Origin of the sequence: Haloferax sp. Atlit-6N (assembly GCF_003383195.1) — an archaeon.
Lineage (GTDB): Archaea > Halobacteriota > Halobacteria > Halobacteriales > Haloferacaceae > Haloferax > Haloferax gibbonsii.
Genome location: NZ_QEQJ01000001.1, coordinates 972,125 through 993,735 on the forward strand (window position 1 = coordinate 972,125; position 21,611 = coordinate 993,735).

Annotated in this window: 20 protein-coding genes; 6 read left to right on the forward strand and 14 right to left on the reverse strand. The window is 71.7% G+C overall.

Features of this window, described 5'->3' with window-relative positions:
- The first annotated feature begins 19 nt into the window (after positions 1-19).
- Positions 20-190, forward strand: coding sequence for an HVO_0758 family zinc finger protein (locus tag DEQ92_RS23760; RefSeq protein WP_004972738.1), 171 nt, complete (start codon positions 20-22; stop codon positions 188-190).
- A 45-nt stretch (positions 191-235) separates the two neighbouring features.
- Here DEQ92_RS23760 and DEQ92_RS04990 read toward each other — a convergent pair whose 3' ends face one another.
- From DEQ92_RS04990 to DEQ92_RS05045, 12 genes are all read right to left on the reverse strand, one after another.
- The gene (locus DEQ92_RS04990; RefSeq protein ID WP_004972739.1) at positions 236-1,327 is read right to left on the reverse strand and encodes an aldo/keto reductase; all 1,092 of its coding nucleotides are present in this window, start codon (positions 1,325-1,327) and stop codon (positions 236-238) included.
- Between the two features lie 66 nt (positions 1,328-1,393).
- Entirely contained in the window at positions 1,394-2,578 is a 1,185-nt protein-coding gene (locus tag DEQ92_RS04995) for a bifunctional oligoribonuclease/PAP phosphatase NrnA (protein ID WP_004972741.1), read from the reverse strand.
- A gap of 101 nt (positions 2,579-2,679) precedes the next feature.
- Complete coding sequence (locus tag DEQ92_RS05000; RefSeq protein WP_115820485.1) at positions 2,680-3,576, reverse strand: SDR family oxidoreductase; 897 nt, start codon at positions 3,574-3,576, stop codon at positions 2,680-2,682.
- A complete protein-coding gene (locus DEQ92_RS05005) occupies positions 3,573-3,992 on the reverse strand; it encodes a DUF5791 family protein (protein ID WP_004972745.1) in 420 nt (139 codons plus the stop codon). Before DEQ92_RS05005 ends, DEQ92_RS05000 begins: the two co-directional genes overlap by 4 nt.
- A gap of 57 nt (positions 3,993-4,049) precedes the next feature.
- Positions 4,050-7,115 carry a hypothetical protein gene (locus DEQ92_RS05010; RefSeq protein ID WP_115820486.1) on the reverse strand — a complete coding sequence of 1,022 codons (3,066 nt, stop codon included), beginning with the start codon at positions 7,113-7,115 and terminating at the stop codon, positions 4,050-4,052.
- Entirely contained in the window at positions 7,103-7,990 is an 888-nt protein-coding gene (locus tag DEQ92_RS05015; RefSeq protein ID WP_115820487.1) for a hypothetical protein, read from the reverse strand. The genes DEQ92_RS05010 and DEQ92_RS05015 overlap by 13 nt, the downstream gene beginning before the upstream one ends.
- Entirely contained in the window at positions 7,987-8,379 is a 393-nt protein-coding gene (locus DEQ92_RS05020; RefSeq protein WP_050458738.1) for a hypothetical protein, read from the reverse strand. Before DEQ92_RS05020 ends, DEQ92_RS05015 begins: the two co-directional genes overlap by 4 nt.
- Positions 8,357-8,827 carry a hypothetical protein gene (locus DEQ92_RS05025; protein ID WP_115820488.1) on the reverse strand — a complete coding sequence of 157 codons (471 nt, stop codon included), beginning with the start codon at positions 8,825-8,827 and terminating at the stop codon, positions 8,357-8,359. The genes DEQ92_RS05020 and DEQ92_RS05025 overlap by 23 nt, the downstream gene beginning before the upstream one ends.
- Positions 8,828-8,917: 90 nt before the next feature.
- Positions 8,918-10,693 carry a pilus assembly protein gene (locus tag DEQ92_RS05030; protein ID WP_115820489.1) on the reverse strand — a complete coding sequence of 592 codons (1,776 nt, stop codon included), beginning with the start codon at positions 10,691-10,693 and terminating at the stop codon, positions 8,918-8,920.
- Positions 10,687-12,669 (reverse strand): type II/IV secretion system ATPase subunit, encoded by a 1,983-nt coding sequence (locus tag DEQ92_RS05035; RefSeq protein ID WP_115820490.1) that lies wholly within the window; start codon positions 12,667-12,669, stop codon positions 10,687-10,689. Before DEQ92_RS05035 ends, DEQ92_RS05030 begins: the two co-directional genes overlap by 7 nt.
- Before the next feature lie 32 nt (positions 12,670-12,701).
- Positions 12,702-13,163, reverse strand: coding sequence for a hypothetical protein (locus DEQ92_RS05040; RefSeq protein WP_050458734.1), 462 nt, complete (start codon positions 13,161-13,163; stop codon positions 12,702-12,704).
- Complete coding sequence (locus DEQ92_RS05045) at positions 13,160-13,726, reverse strand: hypothetical protein (RefSeq protein ID WP_004972761.1); 567 nt, start codon at positions 13,724-13,726, stop codon at positions 13,160-13,162. Before DEQ92_RS05045 ends, DEQ92_RS05040 begins: the two co-directional genes overlap by 4 nt.
- Positions 13,727-13,840: 114 nt before the next feature.
- On the opposite strand from DEQ92_RS05045, the gene DEQ92_RS05050 reads away from it, so the two are divergent.
- Together DEQ92_RS05050 and DEQ92_RS05055 are read left to right on the forward strand one after the other, a co-directional pair.
- Positions 13,841-14,923, forward strand: a complete 1,083-nt coding sequence (locus DEQ92_RS05050) for a tubulin/FtsZ family protein (RefSeq protein WP_004972763.1) — start codon at positions 13,841-13,843, stop codon at positions 14,921-14,923.
- A 207-nt stretch (positions 14,924-15,130) separates the two neighbouring features.
- Positions 15,131-16,234: a glutamate-cysteine ligase family protein gene (locus tag DEQ92_RS05055; protein WP_115820491.1), complete on the forward strand. Its 1,104-nt coding sequence runs from the start codon at positions 15,131-15,133 to the stop codon at positions 16,232-16,234.
- Between the two features lie 57 nt (positions 16,235-16,291).
- Here DEQ92_RS05055 and DEQ92_RS05060 read toward each other — a convergent pair whose 3' ends face one another.
- A complete protein-coding gene (locus DEQ92_RS05060) occupies positions 16,292-17,641 on the reverse strand; it encodes an alkaline phosphatase family protein (protein WP_050458731.1) in 1,350 nt (449 codons plus the stop codon).
- 207 nt (positions 17,642-17,848) lie between these two features.
- Positions 17,849-18,700 carry a hypothetical protein gene (locus DEQ92_RS05065; protein ID WP_115804611.1) on the reverse strand — a complete coding sequence of 284 codons (852 nt, stop codon included), beginning with the start codon at positions 18,698-18,700 and terminating at the stop codon, positions 17,849-17,851.
- A 144-nt stretch (positions 18,701-18,844) separates the two neighbouring features.
- Here DEQ92_RS05065 and DEQ92_RS05070 point away from each other — a divergent pair, with 144 nt between their 5' ends.
- From DEQ92_RS05070 to DEQ92_RS05080, 3 genes are read left to right on the forward strand one after another with little or no spacing between them, the layout of a single operon-like run.
- Positions 18,845-19,285 (forward strand): DUF5788 family protein, encoded by a 441-nt coding sequence (locus DEQ92_RS05070; protein ID WP_004972771.1) that lies wholly within the window; start codon positions 18,845-18,847, stop codon positions 19,283-19,285.
- Positions 19,282-21,030: a DNA polymerase/3'-5' exonuclease PolX gene (gene polX, locus DEQ92_RS05075; RefSeq protein WP_115820492.1), complete on the forward strand. Its 1,749-nt coding sequence runs from the start codon at positions 19,282-19,284 to the stop codon at positions 21,028-21,030. Before DEQ92_RS05070 ends, polX begins: the two co-directional genes overlap by 4 nt.
- Positions 21,027-21,590 (forward strand): Mut7-C RNAse domain-containing protein, encoded by a 564-nt coding sequence (locus tag DEQ92_RS05080; RefSeq protein ID WP_115820493.1) that lies wholly within the window; start codon positions 21,027-21,029, stop codon positions 21,588-21,590. The genes polX and DEQ92_RS05080 overlap by 4 nt, the downstream gene beginning before the upstream one ends.
- Positions 21,591-21,611: the final 21 nt, after the last annotated feature.

Genomic DNA, 21,611 nt, shown 5'->3' on the forward strand with positions numbered 1-21,611 from the left:
GTTGCACAAACGGACACCTATGAAGACAACGCGGAAGGGGCTTCGAGACGGGGAGTTGGAGAAGGATACCTACGGACGACTGACCTGTTCCGAGTGCGGCGAGTCGCTGAAGAAGAAAAACGACCCGGACGAGGTGTTTTCCCTCCGCATCTGCGCCGACTGCGGGCGGGAGTGGAAAGAACTCAGATAAGACGAACCGACCGACAGCGGACGCCCGACGGGAACCGGCGGCCGCTCACTCGAACACCGAATCGAACGTCCGCGCCCCGAGGGGGTCGAACGTGCCGGCCGCGATGTTCTCCGCGACGTGTGCTACCGACGACGCGCCGACGAGCGCCGCGGTCACGCCGGGCGCGCTCCGCGAGAAGTTGAGCGCCCGCTGGGCCGCCGTGTCACCGGCGAGCACCGAGTTCACCGACGCCGGAATCTCCGTCGCGAGGTCGCCCTGCGCGAGGCTGGCGCTCGTGAAGGCGTGCAGGCCGTGCTCGTGGGCGTACCAGAGCGCGCTCATCGCCTCGCCCGCGTCGGTGTCGTGGGCCTCGACGGTGAACGCGTCGGCCATCACGACGTTGAACGGGAGCTGAATCGCTTCGAGCGAGTGCTCGTCGTTGCCGACGGTGTCGGCCGCGCGCTCGGCCCGACGGACGAGTTCGGGGAGCGACAGGTACGCGTCGTGGTCGGGCGCGACCCGGAGCGCCTCCCACGTGGCGACGCCGTAGCGACCGATGTCGGCGGCGGCGACCCGGCGTTCGAGCACCTCGAAGGCGGCCTCGATTCGGTCGTACACCGTCTCGCGGTCGGCGACGGCCAGTTGCGTCTCGGGGTTGTGCAGGTAGTAGCAGTCGACGTGGTCCAGTCCGGTCAGGTCGAGCGACCGGTCGACCATCTCGTCGACGAAGGCGGGTGCGATGGTGTGGCTGCCGTGGGCGAGTTCGTCCGGGTCGGCGAGGCCCGCGTCGAGGACCGTCTCGCGGACGTACGCGCCGGGGTCGTCGGGGCGCTCGCGGTCGAAGGGGACGAACCCGGCCTTCGAGGCGACGACGACGGCGTCGCGGTCGACGTCGGCCCCGCGGACCGCGTCGCCGACGACCCGCTCGGCGCGGCCGTGACGGTAGTTCGACGCCGTGTCGACGAGGTTGACGCCGTGTTCGAGCGCGGAGACGAGCGACTCGCGGTAGCGGTCGTCGACCGCGTCGGTCGGCTCGCCGAGGTAGGTCCCGATGCCGATACTGGAGACGACGCCGGGGCCGAACCGGCGGTAGAAGGTGCGGCCGAAACTGTCACCGAACCGGTCGCGGTAGGCCCACGTCGCCCGTCCTGTAGCCATGGGCGGGGCTACGGCTGCCGACGGTTAAGGGCCACCGGTCCGGGTTCGGAGGCGGCCGCCTGCGAGTCAGATATCGCCCGACAGCGCCTCGAACACGTGTTCGATGAGTTCGTCGCGGGCGATGGACTCGCCGTTGCCGCCGTCGGTGACGGCGTCGGGGCGGATTATCTGGCCGCCGCCCATCCGGGCGTGGCCGCCGGCGCTCGCCCCGCGGTAGTGGTCGAGGGCGGCCTCCAGCGTCCGACCCATGTGAACCCGGTCGTCGCGGGAGCGACCCGAGAGGTAGACGTTGCTCTCGCGCTCGCCGCAGACGACCGCCGCGGTGACGCCCTCGAGTTGGATGAGTTCGTCGGCCGCCTGCGGGATGGCGTCGACGTTCGAGATGGTGCCGATGTCGGCGACGGCGAAGGGACCGCGCACGTCGCGGCCGGCGATGGCCCGCGCCTTCGCCTCCAGCACCTCGCGGGAGACCTCGGGATTGGCGATGCGGTCGAGGTGGTCCTCGTTGACGCCGGGAAAGAGGAAGCCGGCGGCGTCGAAGTCGGCGGCCGAACAGCCCGCCGTGAGGTGTTTGGTGTCCGTGAGAATCCCGTAGACGAGGCCCGTCGCGACCTGCGAGGGGACGGTGTACGAGGCGTTCACCTCGCTGGCGTGCATGTCCGGCGGGACGGGCTTCGCGCCCACGTCGCGGAAGTACTCGGCGATGATGCTCGAACACGCGCCGTAGTCGGTGCGCACGTCGGTGAACACCTCGCCGGTCCCGTCGCCGGGGTGGTGGTCGACGACGGCGTAGGGGAGAACGCCCTCTGCCCCCGCGAAGCCGCGAGGCGCGTTGTGGTCGACGAGGACGACCGCCTCGGCGGCGAGGTCGCTCACGTGGTCGATAGGGTCTAAGTCGAGGTCGAGAACGGTGCGAAACGCGCGATTTTCCTGATGTCGAATCTGGCCGGCGAACTGGATGGTCGGTGTGGTACCGACCTGTTCTGCGAGACAGGCCACGCCGATCGCCGCGGCCATGGCGTCGGGGTCCGGGTTCGGGTGCATGAGGACGGCGACCTCGTCGACGTCCTCCAGCGCCTCGGCGAAGCGCGTGCCCATCGGCCGCTTGAAGCGAATCGCGGCGTAGACGACGAGCGAGAGGGCACCGAGCGCGACGACGAGCGCCGCCGCGATTTCGGGGTGCGCGCGCACGAACGAGTCGATAGACTCGAAGATAGCACCCGTGTCGAACTGCCCCACCGGACCGAACATACACAACACGACCGGGGCCTACCGTATGAATATTCCCCCTAATCGAGTTGTCCTGAGTGACAGAATTTCGGGGATTCGAACCTGTCGCCCCCCGAATACGCTCAGTCGTCGCCGGCCCGGTAGGCGTCGATTGCCGCCCGGTAACCCTCGCGATACGTCGGATACGCGAACGAATAGCCGAGGTCGCGGAGGCGGTCGTTCGAACAGCGCTTGCTCGTCAGGATGCGGCGACGGGCGGCCTCCGAGAGGTCGCCGACGTCGAGGCGTTCTTCCTTCGTGCGCTTCTCCGGACGCGGCACGCCGCACTCGTCGGCCAGCCAGTCGGCGAACTCGTGTTTCGAGACGGGTTCGTCGTCGACGACGAGGACGGTGTCGTCGCGGGCGCGGTCGGTTTCGAGGAGGTACGCGACGACGCCCGCGGCGTCGTCCCGGTGGACCATGTTGAGGTAGCCCGCGGTGACCGGGCCGTTCAGGTAGCGTTCGAGCCGGTAGCGGTCGGGGCCGTAGAGCCCGGCGAACCGGGTGACCGTTCCCTCGATTCCACGCTCGGCGGCGTGCTCGCGGGCGACGCGCTCGGCCTCCGCGAGGACGCGCGTCTTGTCGGTCGTCGGGTCGAGCGGCGTCGACTCGTCGACGAAGTCGCCGCCGTGGTCGCCGTAGACCCCCGTGCTCGACGTGTAGACGAGGCGCTCTGGCGGCGAGTCGCGGGCGGCGAACTGGTCGATTGCCGTTCGGAGACCCTCGACGAAGACGGTCCGGGCGGCGTCGGCCCCGCGGCCGCCGGAACTCGCGGCGAAGACGACGTGGTCCACGTCGGGGACCGACGCCAGCGAGTCGGCGTCAGTCACGTCGGCGCGGACCGCTTCCGCGCCGGTCGCTTCGACGGCGGCGAGGCCGTCGTCGGAGCGGCGGACGCCCCACACGTCGTGGTCGTCGGCGACGAGCGTGCGTGCGAGTTCGAGGCCGACGTAGCCGCAGCCGAGGATGGCGACTCTCATCGTTCGTTTCGGACGGCGATGACGTGGTGGATGGCGGCCAGTTCGTTCAGCGTGGCGGCCGTGCGCCCCTCGATTGCCTGTTGAATCTCCTGTCCGGAGAGGTCGAGGTCGACCTCGGCCGCGAGCGTGTCGACGTCGAGGATGCCGCTCGTCATGCCCATGAGGAGGTGGTCGCGGAACTCCCAGACGATGGCGTCGGCGTCGGGGTTGCCGTCGGCGAGTTCGAGGACCGCGGCGGCCTGTTCGAGCGTGAGGTCCAACACGCCGTTCGAGAGTGCGGCTTCCGAGACGCCGGCGGCCTCGGCGGCCGTCTCCGACCCGGCGGCGTCGACTGCGCGGCGAATCTCGTCCTCGTAGGCGGCTCGCAACTCGTCTGCCGAGAGGGTTCCGGGCTCCGCGGCGGCGTCGTGCAACATACACCGCGATTCGGCGTTCCGGCGGCAAAACGGTTGCCACTCGGGTCGTATTGGCGGCTACCCGTCCGCATGGCAGTCGCCCGCGACGGTGCATCCCGGTCCGCCTGCCCAGCCCTCAGAGCGCTCGTCCGCGTCGCCGTCGATGTCGCCGACGCCGACGCCCGACGGGGGCACCGCGACGACGATTGTCGTCTCAACGTCGAACGTGACGCGGTCGCCGTGGCCGACCGTCTCCGCGATGCCGTCGCCGTCCCAGTCGAGAGCGACGGTCGAGCCGTCGCGGGCGTACGTGAGGGATTCGGCGTCGCCGCGGGCGTGGACGCGGAACTGCGCGAACTCGCCGGCGACTTCCACGTCCCAGACGTTGACCGTCGCGTACCAGTACCCCGGGACGGGCGCGACCGGCATCCCGGCGGGGACGCGCTTGAACGACGTGTCGAAGCGGGAATCGAGCGTGTCGTTCACGCGGTCGGTGACCGCCTTCTCGGTGGCGCTCATCGCCGCGTCGGTCGCCGTGTCGGCGACGGCCTGCTGACGGGCGGTCCGCGTCGTCTCGACGGTCCGGTTCGTGAGCCGCTGTGGGACCGTCGTCGAGCGGTCCCGGCGGACAGTTCGGAACGCCTCGTCGAGGCGGCGTTCGAGAAGGTCGGCCTCGACGGTTCCCGTGCCGGCGGCCTCGACGGCGATTGCGCGGGCCGCGGAGCCGTTCGTCACCGCCAGCGCCCGGTGGGCCGGGTCGTCCCACTCGCCGAGCGCGCGCTCCAGAATCCGCTGGCGCTCCGTCACCGAGCGGCCGGTGTGCGCGCGGAGCGCGTCCTCGGCGGCCTCTTCGGCGGGAACCGTCGACCGGTCGACCGCGATTTCGAGCCTGTCGCGCCGGTCGGCGAGCGTCTCGTTCGTGCCGTTCGTCGCCGCGAGCGTTGAGTCGGCGGCGAGGAGAGCGCGGGCCGCGACGCGGAGCGGGACGCGGCGGTTCGCGCCGAACACCGGTTCGAGGACGGTGTCGGCGGCGTCGCCGTAGGGGAGCGTGAACAGGTTGGTGTTGCGGGCGACGAGCGGGTGGTAGGTGCCGCCGCGGGAGACGGTCGGCATCGCGGACCCCGAGAGGCCGCCGAGCGAGAGGTACATCGGGTCCGCGTCGGGGACGAATCGGACGCCGGTTTCGTTGCCGGTTCCGTTCGCGCCGTCCGCTCGCGTCTCGCCGAGCGTCGCGCGAGCGACCTCCTCGGCGCGGACCGCCTCCGAGAGCGACCCGAGGTTCGCGTCCGTACTCGCGTCGTCGGCCGCGCCGGTCGCCGCCGCGGTCCGGTTCGCCCGGCGGTCGAGCGCCGCCAGCACGCGGTCGAGGTACGCGGCGCGAACCGCGACTCGCGCCCGGTCGGAGACGCCGTCGTAGGCGGCCGGGACACCGACGAGTTCGGGACGGTCGGCGCGGAGTCCGGCGGCGAGTTCCGCGGCGGGGTTCACCTCGCCCGCGGCGACCCGCCGAGCCGACACCGTCACACTGCGGTTTTTGACGCGGTCGGCGAGCGCGACGAGGTCGGAGCGAATCCAGCGGTCGAGGCCGGGAGCCATCGGTGCGGTCGTCTGCTGTCGGGCGGGCGCGTCGCCGTCGGCGACGTCGCGGGCGAGGTCATCGAAGCCGCCGCGGGTCGCAACCGCGTCTTCGGCCGCGTCCGCGGCCGCGGCGAAGTTCTCGCCGTCGAGCGCGCCGCCGGGTTCGACCGCCGGGTCGAGAGGTCGTTCCGGGGCGGACACGGCGGCCGGGTCGACGACGGCCGCGAGGTCGACGCGCGTCCTCGTCTCCGTCGTTTCTTCGGTGTGGAACGTCTCGTTGCCCCGACGCCACGTCCGAGTGGTCGTCTCGCTCGTCGTCACGATGCGGGAGCCGGCGTCGACGACGACGGTATCGGCTTCGAGCGCCGGCGTTCGCGTCGCCACCGTCTCGACCGATGACGCCGTCTCGGTCGCGGTGTCGACGAGTTCCCACTCGGTTCCGAGGTCGACCGGCGGGCCGTCGCTGTGGGCGACGACGGTCGCGTCGGATTCGATTGCGACGGTGGCGCGATGGGCGTCCGCGACCACGTCGTCGGAGGCGGGCGCGTCGCCGTGGCCGTCGACGAGACCGACCAGCGCGTGGTCGGCCGCAGAGCCGACGGAGGCGTCGATGGTCCGGTTCGTCGGAATCTCGTTCGCGACCGACTCGGCGGATGGGTTCGGTGCGGGAAGCGCGTTCGCCAGTTCGGGCGCGGCCGGAACGCCGGTCTGCGAGAGCAGGCTCCGGGCACCGGCGTGGACGGCGGCGCGCCCGGTCGCCCCGCGAGCATCGGCGTCGGTGGTTCCGAACGCCTGCTGTTCGGCGAGCAGGACGCCGGCGTTCGTCGCCAGCGCCGCGTGGTCGTTCGAGACGACGTTGTCCACGGGCGCGCCGGCGTACTGGCTCCAGCCGCGGGACCACGCCGAGGCCCACAGCGCGGTCGTCACCGTCGCGTCGAGCGTGCCGCCGTCCAGCGCGTTCGCGTCGAGGCGGCGCTCGAAGGCCTCGGTTCGGTCGTGGAGCGCGAGGACGGGCGTCCGGACGCCGACCGTCGCGGTGACGGACTCGGCGGCGACCGTGCGACCGCCGCGAGCGACCTCGACCGAGACGTTCTCGACGGTCGCGACGAGGACGGTCCCGTTCTCGCGGCCCGAAATCGAGACGCGGTCCATCGCGTCGCGGAGGGCCGACTCGTTCGTCGGTCGCGGCAGGGTCGCGGTCGCGTTCACGTCGCCGCGGGCGACGGAGACGGCTCGAAGCCGCTCCGTCGCGGCCAGCGCGATGCGGAGCCTGAGATAGTCGCGGAAGGTTCGCTCCTCGGAGAGCAGTCGCCCGACGGTCGTGTTCGCGGGCGAGGTGACGGGGTTCGCCGCGGCCTCGCGCGCCGCGTCTCCGACCGCCGCGCGGACGGCGGCGTCGGCCTGTGCGGTCGCGCGGTCCATCGCGTCGTCGACGCGGCGGTCGGCAACGGGGTCGTGAGCCGAGAGCGCGCCGGAGAACGTCGCGCTCCCGACGAGGAGTAACACGCCGAGCAGGGCGAAGGGCACCCGACCGCGGTCGTCGTCGGCGAGCCTCACGCCGACCACGTCCTGACGACGACAGTGACGCGTCCGACGGAGACCGCTTCGGCGGCGGCGCGCGGGGTGTCGTACCGGGCGCGCATCGCGTCGGCGAAGCGCGGAGCCAGCGCGGCCGCGAGGTCGGCGTTGGCGGCGCGGGTCTCCTCGCGGGCGACTTCGGGCGCGACGGAGGCGTTCACCAGCGCGCCGGCTCGTTCGTACCGGTGGGTCATCAGCGTCGAAACCGGCTCGTCGCCGCGGAGCGCGAGGCGGGCGAGCGCGGGCGGGAACAGCCCGGCGACGGTCCGGTTCGCAGTGACGCGAGCGACGGCGTCGAAGCCGTCGTCGCTGGCGGCGACAGCGTCTTCGCGCGCCGCGGGGAACCCGCTCGGCACGTCGAGCGTCGCGGAGTGAACCGTTTCCGAGGACGGCGGTTCGGGTCCGAGGGCGTCGGTCGCGCGGACCGGCGCACCGGGGAACGGCGTCCACGCGACGGCGACGGAGACGCCGCGAGTCGGGAGTTCGGACGCGACGCGGGCGGCGGCCCGGGACCGGAAGTCGTCGCGGGCGCTGGTCAGGCGAACGCCGTCGACGGTCACCGCCCCGAGTGTCGCGCGGGCGAGGAGGCCGGCGAGGCTGCCGTGCGCGGTTCGGTCGAGTTCGCGGGCGTCGACGCCGCCGGCATCGAGGAGCGACGGGTCCGCGGCCTCGACGCCGGGGGCGAGCGAGTAGGTGACCGTCGCGGTGCTCGTCGCCAGCGACGAGGCGACCCCGTCGGCGTCGATAGCGGCGGTGTCACGGCCGACTCCGGTGTCTGCGCCGGCGTCCGCGGTGACGACGAGACCGATGCTCGCGGTCACGAGCAGCAAGCAGACGGTCACGTCGAAGACGAGGTCGGTCATCGCCACACCTCGACGCGGAGCGTCCCGAAGCCGACGCGACCGGGTTCGACGCGAACGCTGACCCGAGTCGAATCGGCGTCGGCGTCGGTAGGCGCGGCGGGGCCGACGGCGCGGCGGTCGCCGTCGACCGCGACGACGACGCGGCAGGAAAACCCGTCCGGACAGGCGTCGAGCGCGTCCGAGAGCCGGGAGCTGACGACCACGCCGGAGTCGTCGGCGAGGGCGGACTCGACGTTCGACAGCGTCGCCGGCGCGAGGTCGCGGTCGGTCGTCGGTAGCGAGTCGTCGAGGACCGTCGCGTAGCCCGAGATGGCCGCGCAGACGACGAACAGCGCGGTCAGCGCGGCGACCGGCGAGGTCTGCGCCCTACGCCGAGACGACGGTGACATCGGTTCCCTCCCAGGTGACGTGGCGGACGACGAGCGGTTCGCTGGCGGGCCGCCACGAGGCGTTCCGGTCGCGTGCGGTCTCGGCCGCGGCGGCGAACGCGGCGGGCGAGTCGAAGACGGCGCTCGGGGACGCGCCGGCGGCGACCGACCCGAGCCGGGAGTCGGGGGTCGCCGGCGTCACCGGGCCGAAGGCGAACGCGGCGTGCGCCGCGCCGCCGTCGTTGCGGAGGCCGATTCGGTGCGAGCCGATGCGGACGGCGTCGGCGTCGAGTTCGTGTTCGGCGGTCGCGTCGTACTCGGCGACGGCCACGGCGTCGACGGCGTCGGCGACTCCCGAGGCGTCGGGCGCGGGCGCCGTCGGGAGGCCGGCGACCGTCCCGACGAGGACGGTCGCGGCCACCGAGAGTGCGGCCCACGTGTAGAGCGTATCGAGCGGTGCGTCGAGCATAGACCGGGGTGGTCCCGTCCGGGTATATAAACCTCAGCACGGGACGGCGACGGAAACGGAACCGGTGACGAGCGTCCCGAGGACCGCGACTCAGACGAGCGTCCCCGCGGCGGCGAACGCGACTGCGAACGTCGTCGTCGCCGAGACGAGCGCGCGGCCGACGCGGGAGGCCACGAGGTGACGGTCGAGACCGTGTTCGACGCCGACCGAGAGCGTCGTCAGGATGACCGCCGAGAGGAGGACGTACGCGCCGACGGCCAGCCCGAGGTCGGCGGTCGAAAGCGGCGTCGCGACGGCCGTCTGGTCGAGCGTCTTCGCGGGGGCCATCCCGTCGGCGAGCGCGACGGTCGCACCGGCGACGAGCGGCCCGAAGACGGCGGCCGTGTTCGACAGCGTCTCCGTGACCGAGGCGAGTTCGCGGCGGGCCTCGGCGTCGAGTCGGGAGAGCGCCGAGAGTTGGTCGGCCATCGAGACGATTGCGCGACCGGCGGGTCGACCCTCGCTGGCGGCGAGGCCGAGGAGCGTCGCCACGCCCGCGACGCGGGGGCTCGGCGTCGATTCGAGGACGCCGTACTCGCCGCGGAACGACTCGACGACGCCCACGCGGAGGCGACGCTGGACGCCGACGGCCTCTTCGAGCAGGTCGCCGGTTTCGCCTGGGACCGAGGTGGCCGCGCGGGCGAGCGCGGATTCGACGGCCTCGCCCTCGCCGACGGCGCGACCGACGAGGTAGAGCGCGTCGGAGAGGCCGTCTTCGACCGCGCGGACGCGGGCTCTGAGCGCCACGACCGGGCGGGCCGCGACGAACAGCGCGGTTCCGGTTCCGATGCCGACGGCGGCGAGCGGCGCGAGCCACGGCGCGACGAGCGCGTCGGCGGCGACGAAGCCGGTGATTCCGGCGACTGCGCCACCGGCGACGCCGAGAGCGCGGTGGTCGTCGACCGCGGGGTGAGACGCGTCGACCGAGAGCGGCGCGAACGCGACCGGCCGCCGAACGAGCACCCATCCGACCGCGGCGAGGAGACAGGCGGGAAGCGCCACGTCGTAGACGAAGGCGACGTGCCCGGCGGTGACGCCGACGCCGGCGACGCGGGCGGCCGGGAGCGCGCCGACCAGCGCGAGCGGGAGCAGGACGCCGAAGGCGTAGACCGCCGTCACCGGCCCGCGGACGGAGCCGACGAAGTCGGCGAGGCGGTCGCGGGTCCCCTCGCTGACGACCTCGTGGGCCCGGTCGAGCGCCCGGTCGCGCTCGCCGGCGGGAACGTCGGCGGCGGTCTGCAGGAGCGCGGTCGAGCGGTCGAGCGCCGGGAACCACGTGCGCCAGGCGTCGGCGAACTCGGAGAGCCCCGCCGTCGGCGTCCCGCGGGCGCGGTCGACGTGTGCGGCGAGCGAGGCCGAAAGCGGGTCGTCGCCGCCGTGCGCGGCGAACGCGCTGGCCCGCTCGACCGAAGGCTCGATGCGCATCCGGAGCGCGATACGGCCGACGAGTTCCGGCGCGTTCCCGAGCGCCCGCGTCCGGCGGAGCGTCGCCAGCCAGACCGGGAGCGTGTGAATCGCGTGGGCCGCACCGAGCGCGGCCGCGAGCGCGACGAAGACGACCGTGACGGTCGGGAGTCGAGCGAGATGGGCGACCAGTCCGCCGAGTAGCCCGGCGGGAAGCGACGAGCCGTAGCCCGCGGCGACGACCGTCTCGGGGGCGAGATTCGAGCCGAGAAACGCGAGCGACCGACGAAGGTCGTCGCTCGGCTCGGCGTCGATTGAGTCGGGCGAGAGCCGCGCGAGCGTCGTCGCGGCCGAGTGAAGTATCCGAGTCGAAGCGGAGTCCGCTCCCGCTCCCGTGCTCGTGGCCGTGTCCGGACTCAGCATCCCGAACCACGCTCCGCGCGGGCCGCGGCGATGTCGTCCGGCGTCGTTCGTCCCGTGTCAGCCAGCGATTCGAGACGCGCAGCGCGAGCGTCGAGCGCGTCGAGTACGTCCGCGTACGACTCGTCGGGACGGGCCACGGACTCGACCGCGAGGCTGTCGCCGCGCGCGACCGACCCCGTCGGTTCGAGGGTGCGTCCGTCGTGTTCGAACAGCGTCTCGAACGTCGCGTCGTCGCCGACGGGCCGGACCTCCTCGACGCGTGCGACCCGGTGAGCGTTCGCGCGCTCGCAGGTGACGACGAGGTCGGTCGCGGCGAACGACGACGCCGGGACGCCGAGGTCGGAGACGACGCGCTCGCGCACGTCGGCGGCCCCGTCGCCGTGAATCGTTCCGAGGACCGCGTTGGCGTTCGCCCCGACGCGCATCGCCTCGTAGAGGACGGCGGCCTCCTCCCCCCGGACTTCGCCGAGGGCGAGCGCGCCGTCACCCAACCGGAGCGCCGCGTGAAGCGCCTCCTGCGGCGTCGGTTCGGGGCCGCCGGTCGTGTCGGTTCGGAGCGTCTGCACGTCGCGGTCGGCGTCCAGCAGGTTCGACGCCGGAAGCTCCGGCGTGTCCTCGATGAGCACCGTACGAACGTCGCGCGGGAGTTCCCACAGGAGCGAGCCGAGGAACGTCGTCTTGCCGGCCCCGCGCGACCCGGCGACGAGGACCGAGGCACCGCGTTCGACCGCGAGCGAGCAGAGCGCCGCGGCCTCGGCCGAGAGCGTCCCGTTGGCGACGAGCGCGGGGAGCGTCAGCGGCGTCTCGTCGTGGCGGCGGAACGCGAAGCCGAGGCCGTCGCTAGCGGGCGCGGTCACGCCCGCGACCCGAACGGTCGCGCCGCCGGCCTCGACCACGGTGTCGAGCGTCGGGTCGGCGCGGGAGAACGACGCGCCGCTCACGCGACGCAGGCGGGAGGCGAGCGACTCCGCCCCGCCGGGGGCGAGGCGGACGTTCGTCGGCATCGAGACGCCGTCGGCGACGACGCGAATCGGGTTCTCGTCGGCGGGCGTCGAGACGTACACGTCCGTGACCGCGGGGTCGGAAAACAGGTCGTCGAGGACGCCGTGGCCCGCGGTGTGCTTCGCCAGTATCGCCGCGAGCGTCTCGACCGGGTCGTCCGGGTCGGCGACGAGTCTGACGGCGCGGCCCGGTGCGCGCGGGCCGGCGTCGACGGCACCGCTGGCGAGTCTGTCGTGGGCGGCTTCGAGAGTCCGCGCCGCGCGCTGGTCGAGCGCCGATTCGGGCGGCGTGAGGTGGTAAACGGGGCCGCGAGCGCTCTCGTACCGGCGGGCGACCGCGCCGGTGTCGAGGTCGGTCGCTCCGACGAGTCGCCCGTCGGCCGGGGGACGGGGGTCGACTCGGGAGCGCGCGAGCGTCGGGCCGACGACCGCCCGGAGCGCGTCGCCGTAGTCGGCGCTTCGAGACGCACCCGCTGCGAGTCCGGTCTCGATGGCCGCGCGGCGGACCGGCCCCGCGCGACCCGTCGCCTCGTGGGCGGCCCCGAGCGGGTCTTCGCGGGCGCGGTCGGCGAGGCGGTCGTCGCGGAAGCGGACGCGCTCCGCGAACCGGCCGGCGGCGACGAGCAGGCCGGTCGCGGCGTCGTCGTACCGGCGCTCCAGTCCGTCGGCGCGGACGACGAGCCGGTCGGCGTCGCGGGTTTCGAGCGCGCCCACGACCGTCGCTCGACAGGCGGACGCGGTCGAGAGCGACCCGCGGTGCGGGCAGTCCCCGGCGTCGACCGCGAGCGTCACGCTGTCGTCGTCGGGGCGGTCGGCGGGCGTCGAGAACGCGGTCACACAGCCACACTCGTCGGGAGAATCGCGGGGTGCGACCCGAACGCCGGTCGCGTCGGCGAGGCGGTCGCCGAGCGCGTCCGGGAGCGCCGCGGCGACGGTTTCGGAGAGGGGTCCGATGGAAGAGGAGTCGAGGGGCATACGGGGGCGTGGTCCCGTCCGGGTATTTGAACCTACGCCGCCGGCGGGTCGGCCGTCGCGGGGGCGAGGACGACGACCGAACCGCCCGCGTCGGCTTCGAGCGTCAGCCTGAGTCGGTGTTCGCCCGGCCCGAGGACGAGTCGGTCGCCGACGACGCGAATCCGAGGACCGCCGACGCGACGGACGACGGTCGGGCCGCCGGCGACGCTCGCCGAGAGTTCGACGCCGTCGCCGCCGCGAACCGCGAGTTCGGAGACGCCGGCGGCCCGCCACGACCCGACGGGAACGTCGAGGACGACGTGACGCCGCGCACCCGCCACACCGGCGGGTGTCGGGTCTTCCGCGGCCGCGAGCGCCGTCGCGGCGTGCGCGACGTCGTCGGCCATCGAGCCGATTTTCACGGTCGTCGCGTCCGCTCTCGCCGCGTCGGCCGCCGGGAAGACGACGCCGGCGATGGCGACCGCGAGGAGGCACGCGAGGACGACGCGAATCACAGCGCGTCGCGGAGGCGGGCGGCCAGTCCGCGGTCGGCGGAGTCGGCGGCTCGGGAGTCGGTGGCTCGGGTGCTAGGTTCGCGCCTGGGAGTACCGCCGCGCCCGTCGGCGGGTCGTTCGGCGTGCGACGCCGCCTCCGCGGCGAGCGTGTCGGCCGACTGCGACGGCGCGGGAGACGCGGTCTCGTCGACGAGGTCGGCTTCGAGCGATTCGGCCTTGGCGAGCGCGGCGTTCGCCCGGCGCTCGACGTCCTCGTTGACCGCGCGGACGCCGCCGAGGTAGCCGCGCACCGCCTGCGTCGCGGCGTCCACCTCGTCGAGGCGCTCGGTGAGCGACTCGACCGCCGATTCGAGCTCGGAGACCCGACGCTCGACGGACGCGAGGTCCTCCAGCGACGAGAAGTCGGCGTCGCCGTCGGTGATGGTTCGCTCGACCGCGTCGAGCCGCGCGGCGAGGTCGGCAGTGCGGTCGGCGGTGTGGTCCGCCGCGACCGGTCCGCGGGAAGCGGGCGTGCCGGCGTCTGCGTCACCGTCAGCGTCGAAGTGGACTGGGTCGGCTGTCATGGGGCAGCCTGGTCCCGTTATCCCTGATAAAGCTCCGGGGCCGAACGGGGCTCGAGCGGCCGAGCAGTTCTCCCGTGGGGAACGTTCAAGACGAGCGACGGAGTGGACTGTGGTATGAAAACCGTCCTGATTGGTGTGGGCCAAGCGGGTGGGAAGCTCACCACCGCCCTCCAGTCGTTCGACCGACAGATGGGGTTCGGCGCGGTGCTCGACGCCGTCGCGGTGAACACCGCGAAAGCGGACCTCCAGCCGCTTCCGGTCGAGACCGTGCTCATCGGCCAAGACCGCGTCAACGGTCACGGCGTCGGCGGCGACAACGAGCTCGGAGCCGAGGTCATGGAGGCGGACCAGACCGAGGTCATGTCCGCCCTCGACGGCCGCGTCACGGCCGAAGCGGAGTCGATTTTCGTCGTCGCCGGGCTCGGCGGCGGCTCCGGGTCCGGCGGCGCGCCCGTCCTCGCGAAGGCGCTCCGCCGCGTCTACGACGTGCCGGTGTACGTCCTCGGAATCCTGCCCGGACAAGACGAAGGAGCGATGTATCAGGTGAACGCCGGCCGCTCGCTCAAGACCATCGCCCGCGAGTCCGACGCCGTCCTCCTCGTCGACAACGACGCCTTCCGCTCGTCCGGCGAGTCGATGAGCGAGGGCTACGACGCCATCAACGACGCCATCGCCCGGCGGGTCGGTCTGCTCTTGGCGGCCGGCGAGGCGACCGAGGGCGTCGGTGAGAGCGTCGTCGACACCTCCGAAGTCATCAACACCCTCCGTTCCGGGGGCATCGCCGCGCTCGGTTACGCGAGCGCCGAGGCCTCTCCCGACGCCGAGGACAACATCAACGCGGTCATGAGCACGACCCGTCGCGCCGTGCTGACGGGCACGAGCCTGCCGGACGCCAGCGACGCGGACTCTGCGCTCGTCATCATCGCCGGCGAACCCGACACCATCCCGCGGAAGGGCGTCGAGCGAGCGCGCCGCTGGGTCGAAGAGGAGACCGGCAGCCTGCAGGTCCGCGGCGGCGACTTCCCGCTGGAGAGCGGCCGTCTCGCGTCGCTCGTCCTCCTCGGCGGCGTCGAGCGCTCCGAGCGGGTCGAGTCGTTCATGGAACGCGCCCGCGAGGCCATCGACCAGGCGAAGACCGAAACGCGAGAGGACCCCAAAGAGATGTGGCACAACGACGACCTCGACGACCTGCTGTGATGGCGACCGGCCAACACTGGCGCGACTAACGACCACATAATTCCACTTTTTCAAGACGTTCGTCCACCGAATGGCGGACTTCTCCCCTAATCTGCGAATGACTTTTCCGTCATGCCCCCAATCCGTGCTATGTGTTACCAATGATTGGATGTGGGTGGAACGAAACGATGAGCGTAGGAGCCGTCTCGGCGCGACGCCGGGGTCACCATGTCTGAGTCGGCGGTCGACCCGCTCCGGCGAAGCGTCGAAGTCGAGTACTGGGTCACCGACGGCGACGGGTCGCTCACCGACCCGGGCGAACTCGTCGACGCCTCGCCGGGGGCCGAGCGGGAGTTCGTCGAGCCGGTGTTGGAGGTGAAGACGACGCCGTGCGACTCGGCGGCCGAGTTGCGCGAGGAGCTGTACGAGCGGCTCGGCGACGTCCTCTCGCGGGCCGAGGACGTCGGAAAGCGGCTCGTCCCGCTCGCCACGCCGATTAGTACCGAGACGGTGACGGAGCGTCAGAGCGACCGAACCCGCATCCAGAACCGCGTCATCGGGTCGGACTTCCGGTACGCGCGGCACTGCGTGGGGACGCACGTCCACGTCGAACAGCGCCCCGGCCGCGAAATCGACCAGTACAACGCGCTCGTGGCGCTGGACCCCGCGCTGGCGCTGGTGAACTCCTCGCCGTACTACGACGGGACGCGGTTGGCGGCGGGCGCGCGGTCGAAGCTGTACCGCCGGATGACCTACGACGACGTGCCCCACCAGGGCCGGCTGTGGCGCTACGCCGACGACACGCGGGAGTGGTCGCGCCGCCTCGAACGCCGGTTCGAGGAGTTCGTCGTGCGCGCCGAGGAGGCGGGCGTCGACCGGGCGACCGTCGAGGCGAACTTCGACCCCGAGAGCGCGGTCTGGACGCCGGTGCAACTCAGAGCCGAGTTCGGCACGGTCGAGTGGCGCTCGCCGGACTGCGCGCTCCCGAGCGACGTGCTCAGGCTGGCGAACAGCGTCGCGGGCGTGGTGAACCGCCTCGACGACGCGGCCCTCGCAATCGAGGGCGAGGCCGGCGGCGTGACGGACGACCGGGTCGTCCTCCCCGAGTTCGACGCGGTTCTCGGCTACGTCGACGCCGCCATCGAGGACGGCCTCGACTCCGAGGCGGTGCGGTCGTACCTCGACCGGATGGGGTTCGACGTGGACGCGTACAGCCCTGTGTCGCACGAGGTAGCCGACCGCGAGACGGTCACGGCCGCCGAGGCGAGAGAGGTGCGACTGGCTCACGCCGACCGTCTCGAACGGGACGTCTGGAACGCGGTCCGGCAGTAAGCGATAAACCACCGCGAGCGACTGGGAAAAGACGGAACCGGAAGCCGAAGCGGTCGCTTACTGCTGGATGAGGCTCGCGCCGTCGAGTTCAGTGCGACTGTACTCGATGTCCATGAGGTCGAGGATGGTCGGCGCGATGTCGTAGAGGTCGGCGTCCTCGATGACCGCACCGGGGTCGTCGACGTAGAGCGTCGCGTTGTCGAACGAGTGCATGCCGTTGCGGGGGCCGACGCCGAACACGTCGTCGTGGCCCTTGAACCCGGACTTCAGGTCGAAGCCGTGGTTCGGGATGACGACGAGGTCGGGGGCGATGTCGTCGTGGTCGCCGCGGAAGGCGTCCTCCTTGACGACGACGCGGTCTGCGACCTTGTTGCCGTCGGGGCCTTCGAGCGCTTCGAGTTCGGCCTTGAGCTCGTCGCGGACGTCCTCGTACTCCGACTGCGGGACCGACCCGCGGGGCTCGCGCCCTTCGAGGTTGATGAAGAACCGGCCGGGGATGAGCGAGTACGCCTTCGAGTCTTTGTCGATGTCCGAAAGCGAGTCGTGGTCGTCGTCCTCGTAGGAGAGCCAGCCGTTCTCCTCGAGCCACGTGTTGCAGTGGACCTCGTAGTCGAGGGAGGTAAAGCCGTGGTCGGACGCGACGATGAGCGTCACGTCCTCGGGGAGGGCGTCGCGGATGCGGCCGAGGTAGTCGTCGACGGTGCGGTAGAAATCCATGAAGGCGTCCTTGTTCTTCCCGTCGCGCTCGTAGTCCTTGAACAGGAAGTGGTTGACGCGGTCGGTCGTCATGAAGACGCCGAAAAAGAGGTCCCAGTCGTCCTGGTCGATGTAGCGCTCGAACGCCTCGTAGCGCCGGTCGAGCGTCTTGCGGGCGTCCTCCATGAACGCGGTCTTGTCCTCGTCGTGACCGAGCTTCGCGTTCACGTCGATCTTGTAGTTCATCTCGGAGAGCGCGTCGCGGAAGTCGTCGGGGTAGGCGGCCTTGTCGACGCCGGGCGAGAGGAAGCCCGAGACCATGCGCTGGACGTTGCGCTGGGGCGGGAACGTCACGGGGACGTTCATCACGGTGGCCTTGCGGCCGGCGTCGGTGACGCGGTCCCAGACGCGGGTGGCCTGCACGTCCCGACCCATCGGGACGTAGGTGTCGTAGGAGCCGACCTCACGGTCCTGGAAGCCGTAGACGCCGGTCTCGCCGGGGTTGACGCCGGTCGTGAGCGCCGGCCAACACGCCGAGGACTCGGGCGGGACGATGCTGTCGATGTCGCCCGCCGAGCCCGCGTCGGCCAGCGCCGCGAAGTTGGGGAACTCGTCGGGATGCTCAGAGAGGAGAGTGAACGGAACCCCGTCGATGCCGATGAAGGCGACGCGGGGGTGGTCTTTGCCGCGGAGTCGGTCGAACAAACCCATACCTCACGGTATCCAAGAGAACCATAAGAAGGTTCGTCTCTCCGCCGGAGTTTGCGACGAGAGACGACGGATACGGGGCCGCTGTCGGAGAAAGCGGCGAATCTCACCGGACGAGGGCGGGACGCTACCACCGACGACGACGTGTCAGACGCGAATCAGGCTATCTCGACCGGCCGGGCAGCCCGCGTGCGGGACCGTCCGCGCAGCCTAGACCCGCGGCTGCCCGGGCATCGAGAACGGGCGCTCCTGAGCGACGGCGGTCCGACCGCTGACCCGAAGTTCGCTCGCGACGACGAACGCCAGCCCCCACGCGACGAGCGCGACCGCCCACATCGCCCCCACGCTGGACACCTGGGTCGGGAAGACGAGCGAGACCGCGCCGAAGTAGACGGCGAGGCCGCCGGTCAGCCACGCGACGAAGCGGTGTCCGGGCGCGCCCGCGGCCGCGACGAGACCGAGCAAGAGCAGTCCGATTGCCATCGTCGTCATCTCCATGTAGTGGCCGGCGACGGCGTGAACGTCGCCGGTCGCCTGCAGACCGAACTGGTTGACCGCGAACGCGAGCACCGGGAGCGCCGCGACCGCGACGAGGCCGAGGAGCGCCGGGCTGTAGTCGTCGCCGACCGAGATGACGTCCCGTCCCGCGGGATGGAACAGTAGCATCAGTCCGGTGAGCACGAAGAAGGGGACGACCTCCTCGACCGGCCCGCCGCCGACGACGGTGCCGACGAGGACGAGCGTCGTCACGGCGAAGGCCACCTGCATGAGCGCGACCCGCTTCAGCGGACGGTACAGTTGGCTCGCGACGCCGAGGATGATTATCCAGACGTTCGCCGCGATGACCATCACGTGCAGGCGGTGTTCGGCGAGCACGTCGCCGCCCGCGCCCCAGCCGACGACGGCGAACGAGAGCAGTTCGCTGACGAAGACCGCCGCCATCCCGAGCGTCACGACCGCGAGCAGGTAGAACGCGTACAGCCGGGCCCGACCGAACGCGGTCGACGAGTCGCCGGCGTCCGGGGCGTCGGTACTACTATGTTGATTGGTATCAATGGACATGGTTCAGGAGAGAGTACGACGGCCGAGAGAATAACCGTTATTCGGGGGTTTCGGACCTGTTTCTCCGCCGGACGCTCAGCGAGTCGAGAGAGTCGGGTCGGAACGGGCGAAGGAGCGAAGTGCCGCGCGGGACAACGACCGGACGTGAAGGAGTTCGAGCGTAAACAGCTCTTGGAGCGCGTCAATCGGGAGGGTGCGACCGTCGGCACGCAGATTCCCGACCGCATCGAGGTCCAAGGCGAGGAGATAGACCTCAGGGAGTTCGTCTTCGAGATCAAGCGCCGCGACACCATCCCCTCGGGCGAGCGGGAGCGCGTCGACCAGGCGAAGCGGAACCTCCGCCGCGAGCGCCTCGAACGGCTCCAGCGAATCGAGGACAACGAGGTGAGCTACGACGAGGGGCGGCGGCTGGCCGAGGACATCGTCGGCATCGACCGGGCGCTGAACGCCCTCGAACAGCTTCGGGCGGTCGACCTCGAACAGGAGGAAAACCGCCAGAATGCCGCGGACCAGAAGCGGTGGATGAGCTTCCTGAAGAAGGCGCTGGGGCGCGACGGCGGCAAGGGCAAACGGGGCGGCCGATGAGCCGAAACGACGAGATAGCGAGCCTGCTGGAGGAGTTCGCCGACCTGTTGGAGGCGAAGGACGTGGCCTACAAGCCGTCGAGCTACCGCCGCGCCGCCGAGAACGTCCGCGAGCATCCGAAGCCCGTCGAGGAACTCGCCGCGGAGGGCGAAGACGCGGTCCAAGAGATAGACCGCGTCGGCGACGCCATCGCCTCGAAAATCGTCGAGTACGTCGAGACCGGCAGCATCGAGGAGTTGGAGGAGCTCCGCGCGGACCTCCCGGTTGACATGGCCGGGCTGACGAGCGTCGAGGGCGTCGGCCCGAAGACGGTCGGCAAACTGTACGAGGCGCTCGGCGTCGCCGACCTCGACGACCTCGAAGCGGCCGCCCGCGACGGGGAGATACAGGAGGTCAAGGGGTTCGGCGCGAAGACGGAGGCGAACATCCTCGACGGCATCGAGTTCGCCCGCGAGGCGACCGGCCGCGAACTGCTCGGGAAGGCGCGACCCGTCGCCGACGACCTGCTTTCGTACCTCGGCGACCACGACGCCGTCGGCAGGGTCGAGCCCGCGGGGTCGATGCGGCGGTGGCGCGAGACGGTCGGCGACATCGACGTGCTCGCCGAGAGCGCCGACGCCGAGGCGGTCATCGACCGCTTCCTCGCGTGGGACCTCGTCGGCGACACCATCGAGGCGGGCGAGCAGAAGGCGAGCGTCCGGGTGAACGGGATGCGGGTCGACCTCCGGGTCGTCGCCCCCGCGGAGTACGGCGCGGCGCTCCAGTACTTCACCGGGAGCAAGGACCACAACGTCCACCTCCGCAACATCGCCATCGACCGCGGCCTCAAGATGAACGAGTACGGGATGTTCGACGTCTCCGACGTGGACGACCCCGACGACGGCCCGCGGGCCGGAACCCGCGTCGCCGGCGACACCGAGGAGTCGATGTACGCCGCGCTCGACCTCCCGCTCGTCCCGCCGGAGCTGCGCGAGGACACCGGCGAAATCGAGCGCGCCGCCGACGGCGACCTGCCCGACCTCGTCGCGGAGGGCGACCTCCGCGGCGACCTCCACACCCACACCGACTGGTCTGACGGCGACAACACGGTTGCCGAGATGGTCGCGGCCGCCGAGGAACGCGGCTACGACTACCACGCCGTCACCGACCACGCCACCGGCCCCGGCATGGTCGGCGGCGTCGGCGTCGAGGACGACGACCTACTCGACCAGATTGCCGAGGTCCGCGCCGCCGCCGACGACGCCGACATCGCGGTGTTCACCGGCGTCGAGGCCAACATCGACGCCGAGGGCGGCATCTCCGTCGCCGACGACGTGCTCGACCGACTCGACGTGGTGGTCGCCTCGCCCCACAGCGCGCTCGACCAGGACCGCGAGACGGCCACCGAGCGACTCGTCACCGCGATGGAACACCCCGCGGTGAACATCCTCGGCCACCCGACCGGCCGGCTCATCAATCAGCGCCCCGGCCTGCCCCTCGACTACGAGCGACTCGCCGAGGCCGCCGTCGAACACGGGGTCGCGCTCGAACTCAACGCCAGCCCGTACCGCCTCGACCTGAACGGCGAGGCGCTCAAAATCGCCGTCGAGGCGGGTGCAACGGTCGTCATCGACACCGACGCCCACCGACCGAGCGAACTCGACCACGCCCGCTACGGGGTCCACACGGCCCGCCGCGGCTGGGTCGAGACCGCGGACGTGTTGAACGCGCGGTCGGTCGAGGAACTGTCCGACTTCCTCGCGTGACCGACGACATCGGGTCAGACCACCCCGGTACGGTCGCCTCGGGGGTCGAGAGGGCGGCACCCGGCGACACCGCGCTCCTCTTGGACGTGATGCTCGGCAAGCTCGCCACGTACCTTCGGATGTGCGGCTACGACGCCGCCTACGCCCTCGACGGCGGCGGCGAGGCGGAGGATTCCGAAGACACCCCCGAGCACCGAACCGACCCCGGCGACGACAGCCTGCTCGCGCGGGCGGACGCCGAGGACCGCGTCCTCCTCACCCGCGACGTGCGACTGGCCGAGCGAGCCCCGCGGAGCGTTCTCCTCGCCGAGCGGGAGCCAATCGCGCAACTCCACGAACTCGAATCGGTCGGCTTCGCGGTCTCGCTGGACGAGGTGCCGTCGCGGTGCGGCGTCTGTAATGGCCGCGTGGAGGCCGTCGGCCGCGACGAACCGGTCCCCGACTACGCGCCCGACCCGAAGGAGACGGCGCTGTGGCGGTGTCGCGACTGCGGGCAGGTGTTCTGGCGCGGGAGCCACTGGCGCGACGTGGAAGCGAGATTGGACGGCGGAGAACAGTAAGCGGAACGCGGTCGTCGGTCG

Excerpts from the sequence above, each read along its gene's own strand:
- DEQ92_RS23760 (WP_004972738.1), top strand. The coding sequence starts at position 20 with ATGAAGACAACGCGGAAGGGGCTTCGAGACGGGGAGTTGGAGAAGGAT.
- DEQ92_RS04990 (WP_004972739.1), bottom strand. The coding sequence starts at position 1,327 with ATGGCTACAGGACGGGCGACGTGGGCCTACCGCGACCGGTTCGGTGAC.
- DEQ92_RS04995 (WP_004972741.1), bottom strand. The coding sequence starts at position 2,578 with ATGTTCGGTCCGGTGGGGCAGTTCGACACGGGTGCTATCTTCGAGTCT.
- DEQ92_RS05000 (WP_115820485.1), bottom strand. The coding sequence starts at position 3,576 with ATGAGAGTCGCCATCCTCGGCTGCGGCTACGTCGGCCTCGAACTCGCA.
- DEQ92_RS05005 (WP_004972745.1), bottom strand. The coding sequence starts at position 3,992 with ATGTTGCACGACGCCGCCGCGGAGCCCGGAACCCTCTCGGCAGACGAG.
- DEQ92_RS05015 (WP_115820487.1), bottom strand. The coding sequence starts at position 7,990 with ATGACCGACCTCGTCTTCGACGTGACCGTCTGCTTGCTGCTCGTGACC.
- DEQ92_RS05020 (WP_050458738.1), bottom strand. The coding sequence starts at position 8,379 with ATGTCACCGTCGTCTCGGCGTAGGGCGCAGACCTCGCCGGTCGCCGCG.
- DEQ92_RS05025 (WP_115820488.1), bottom strand. The coding sequence starts at position 8,827 with ATGCTCGACGCACCGCTCGATACGCTCTACACGTGGGCCGCACTCTCG.
- DEQ92_RS05030 (WP_115820489.1), bottom strand. The coding sequence starts at position 10,693 with ATGCTGAGTCCGGACACGGCCACGAGCACGGGAGCGGGAGCGGACTCC.
- DEQ92_RS05035 (WP_115820490.1), bottom strand. The coding sequence starts at position 12,669 with ATGCCCCTCGACTCCTCTTCCATCGGACCCCTCTCCGAAACCGTCGCC.
- DEQ92_RS05045 (WP_004972761.1), bottom strand. The coding sequence starts at position 13,726 with ATGACAGCCGACCCAGTCCACTTCGACGCTGACGGTGACGCAGACGCC.
- DEQ92_RS05050 (WP_004972763.1), top strand. The coding sequence starts at position 13,841 with ATGAAAACCGTCCTGATTGGTGTGGGCCAAGCGGGTGGGAAGCTCACC.
- DEQ92_RS05055 (WP_115820491.1), top strand. The coding sequence starts at position 15,131 with ATGTCTGAGTCGGCGGTCGACCCGCTCCGGCGAAGCGTCGAAGTCGAG.
- DEQ92_RS05060 (WP_050458731.1), bottom strand. The coding sequence starts at position 17,641 with ATGGGTTTGTTCGACCGACTCCGCGGCAAAGACCACCCCCGCGTCGCC.
- DEQ92_RS05065 (WP_115804611.1), bottom strand. The coding sequence starts at position 18,700 with ATGTCCATTGATACCAATCAACATAGTAGTACCGACGCCCCGGACGCC.
- polX (WP_115820492.1), top strand. The coding sequence starts at position 19,282 with ATGAGCCGAAACGACGAGATAGCGAGCCTGCTGGAGGAGTTCGCCGAC.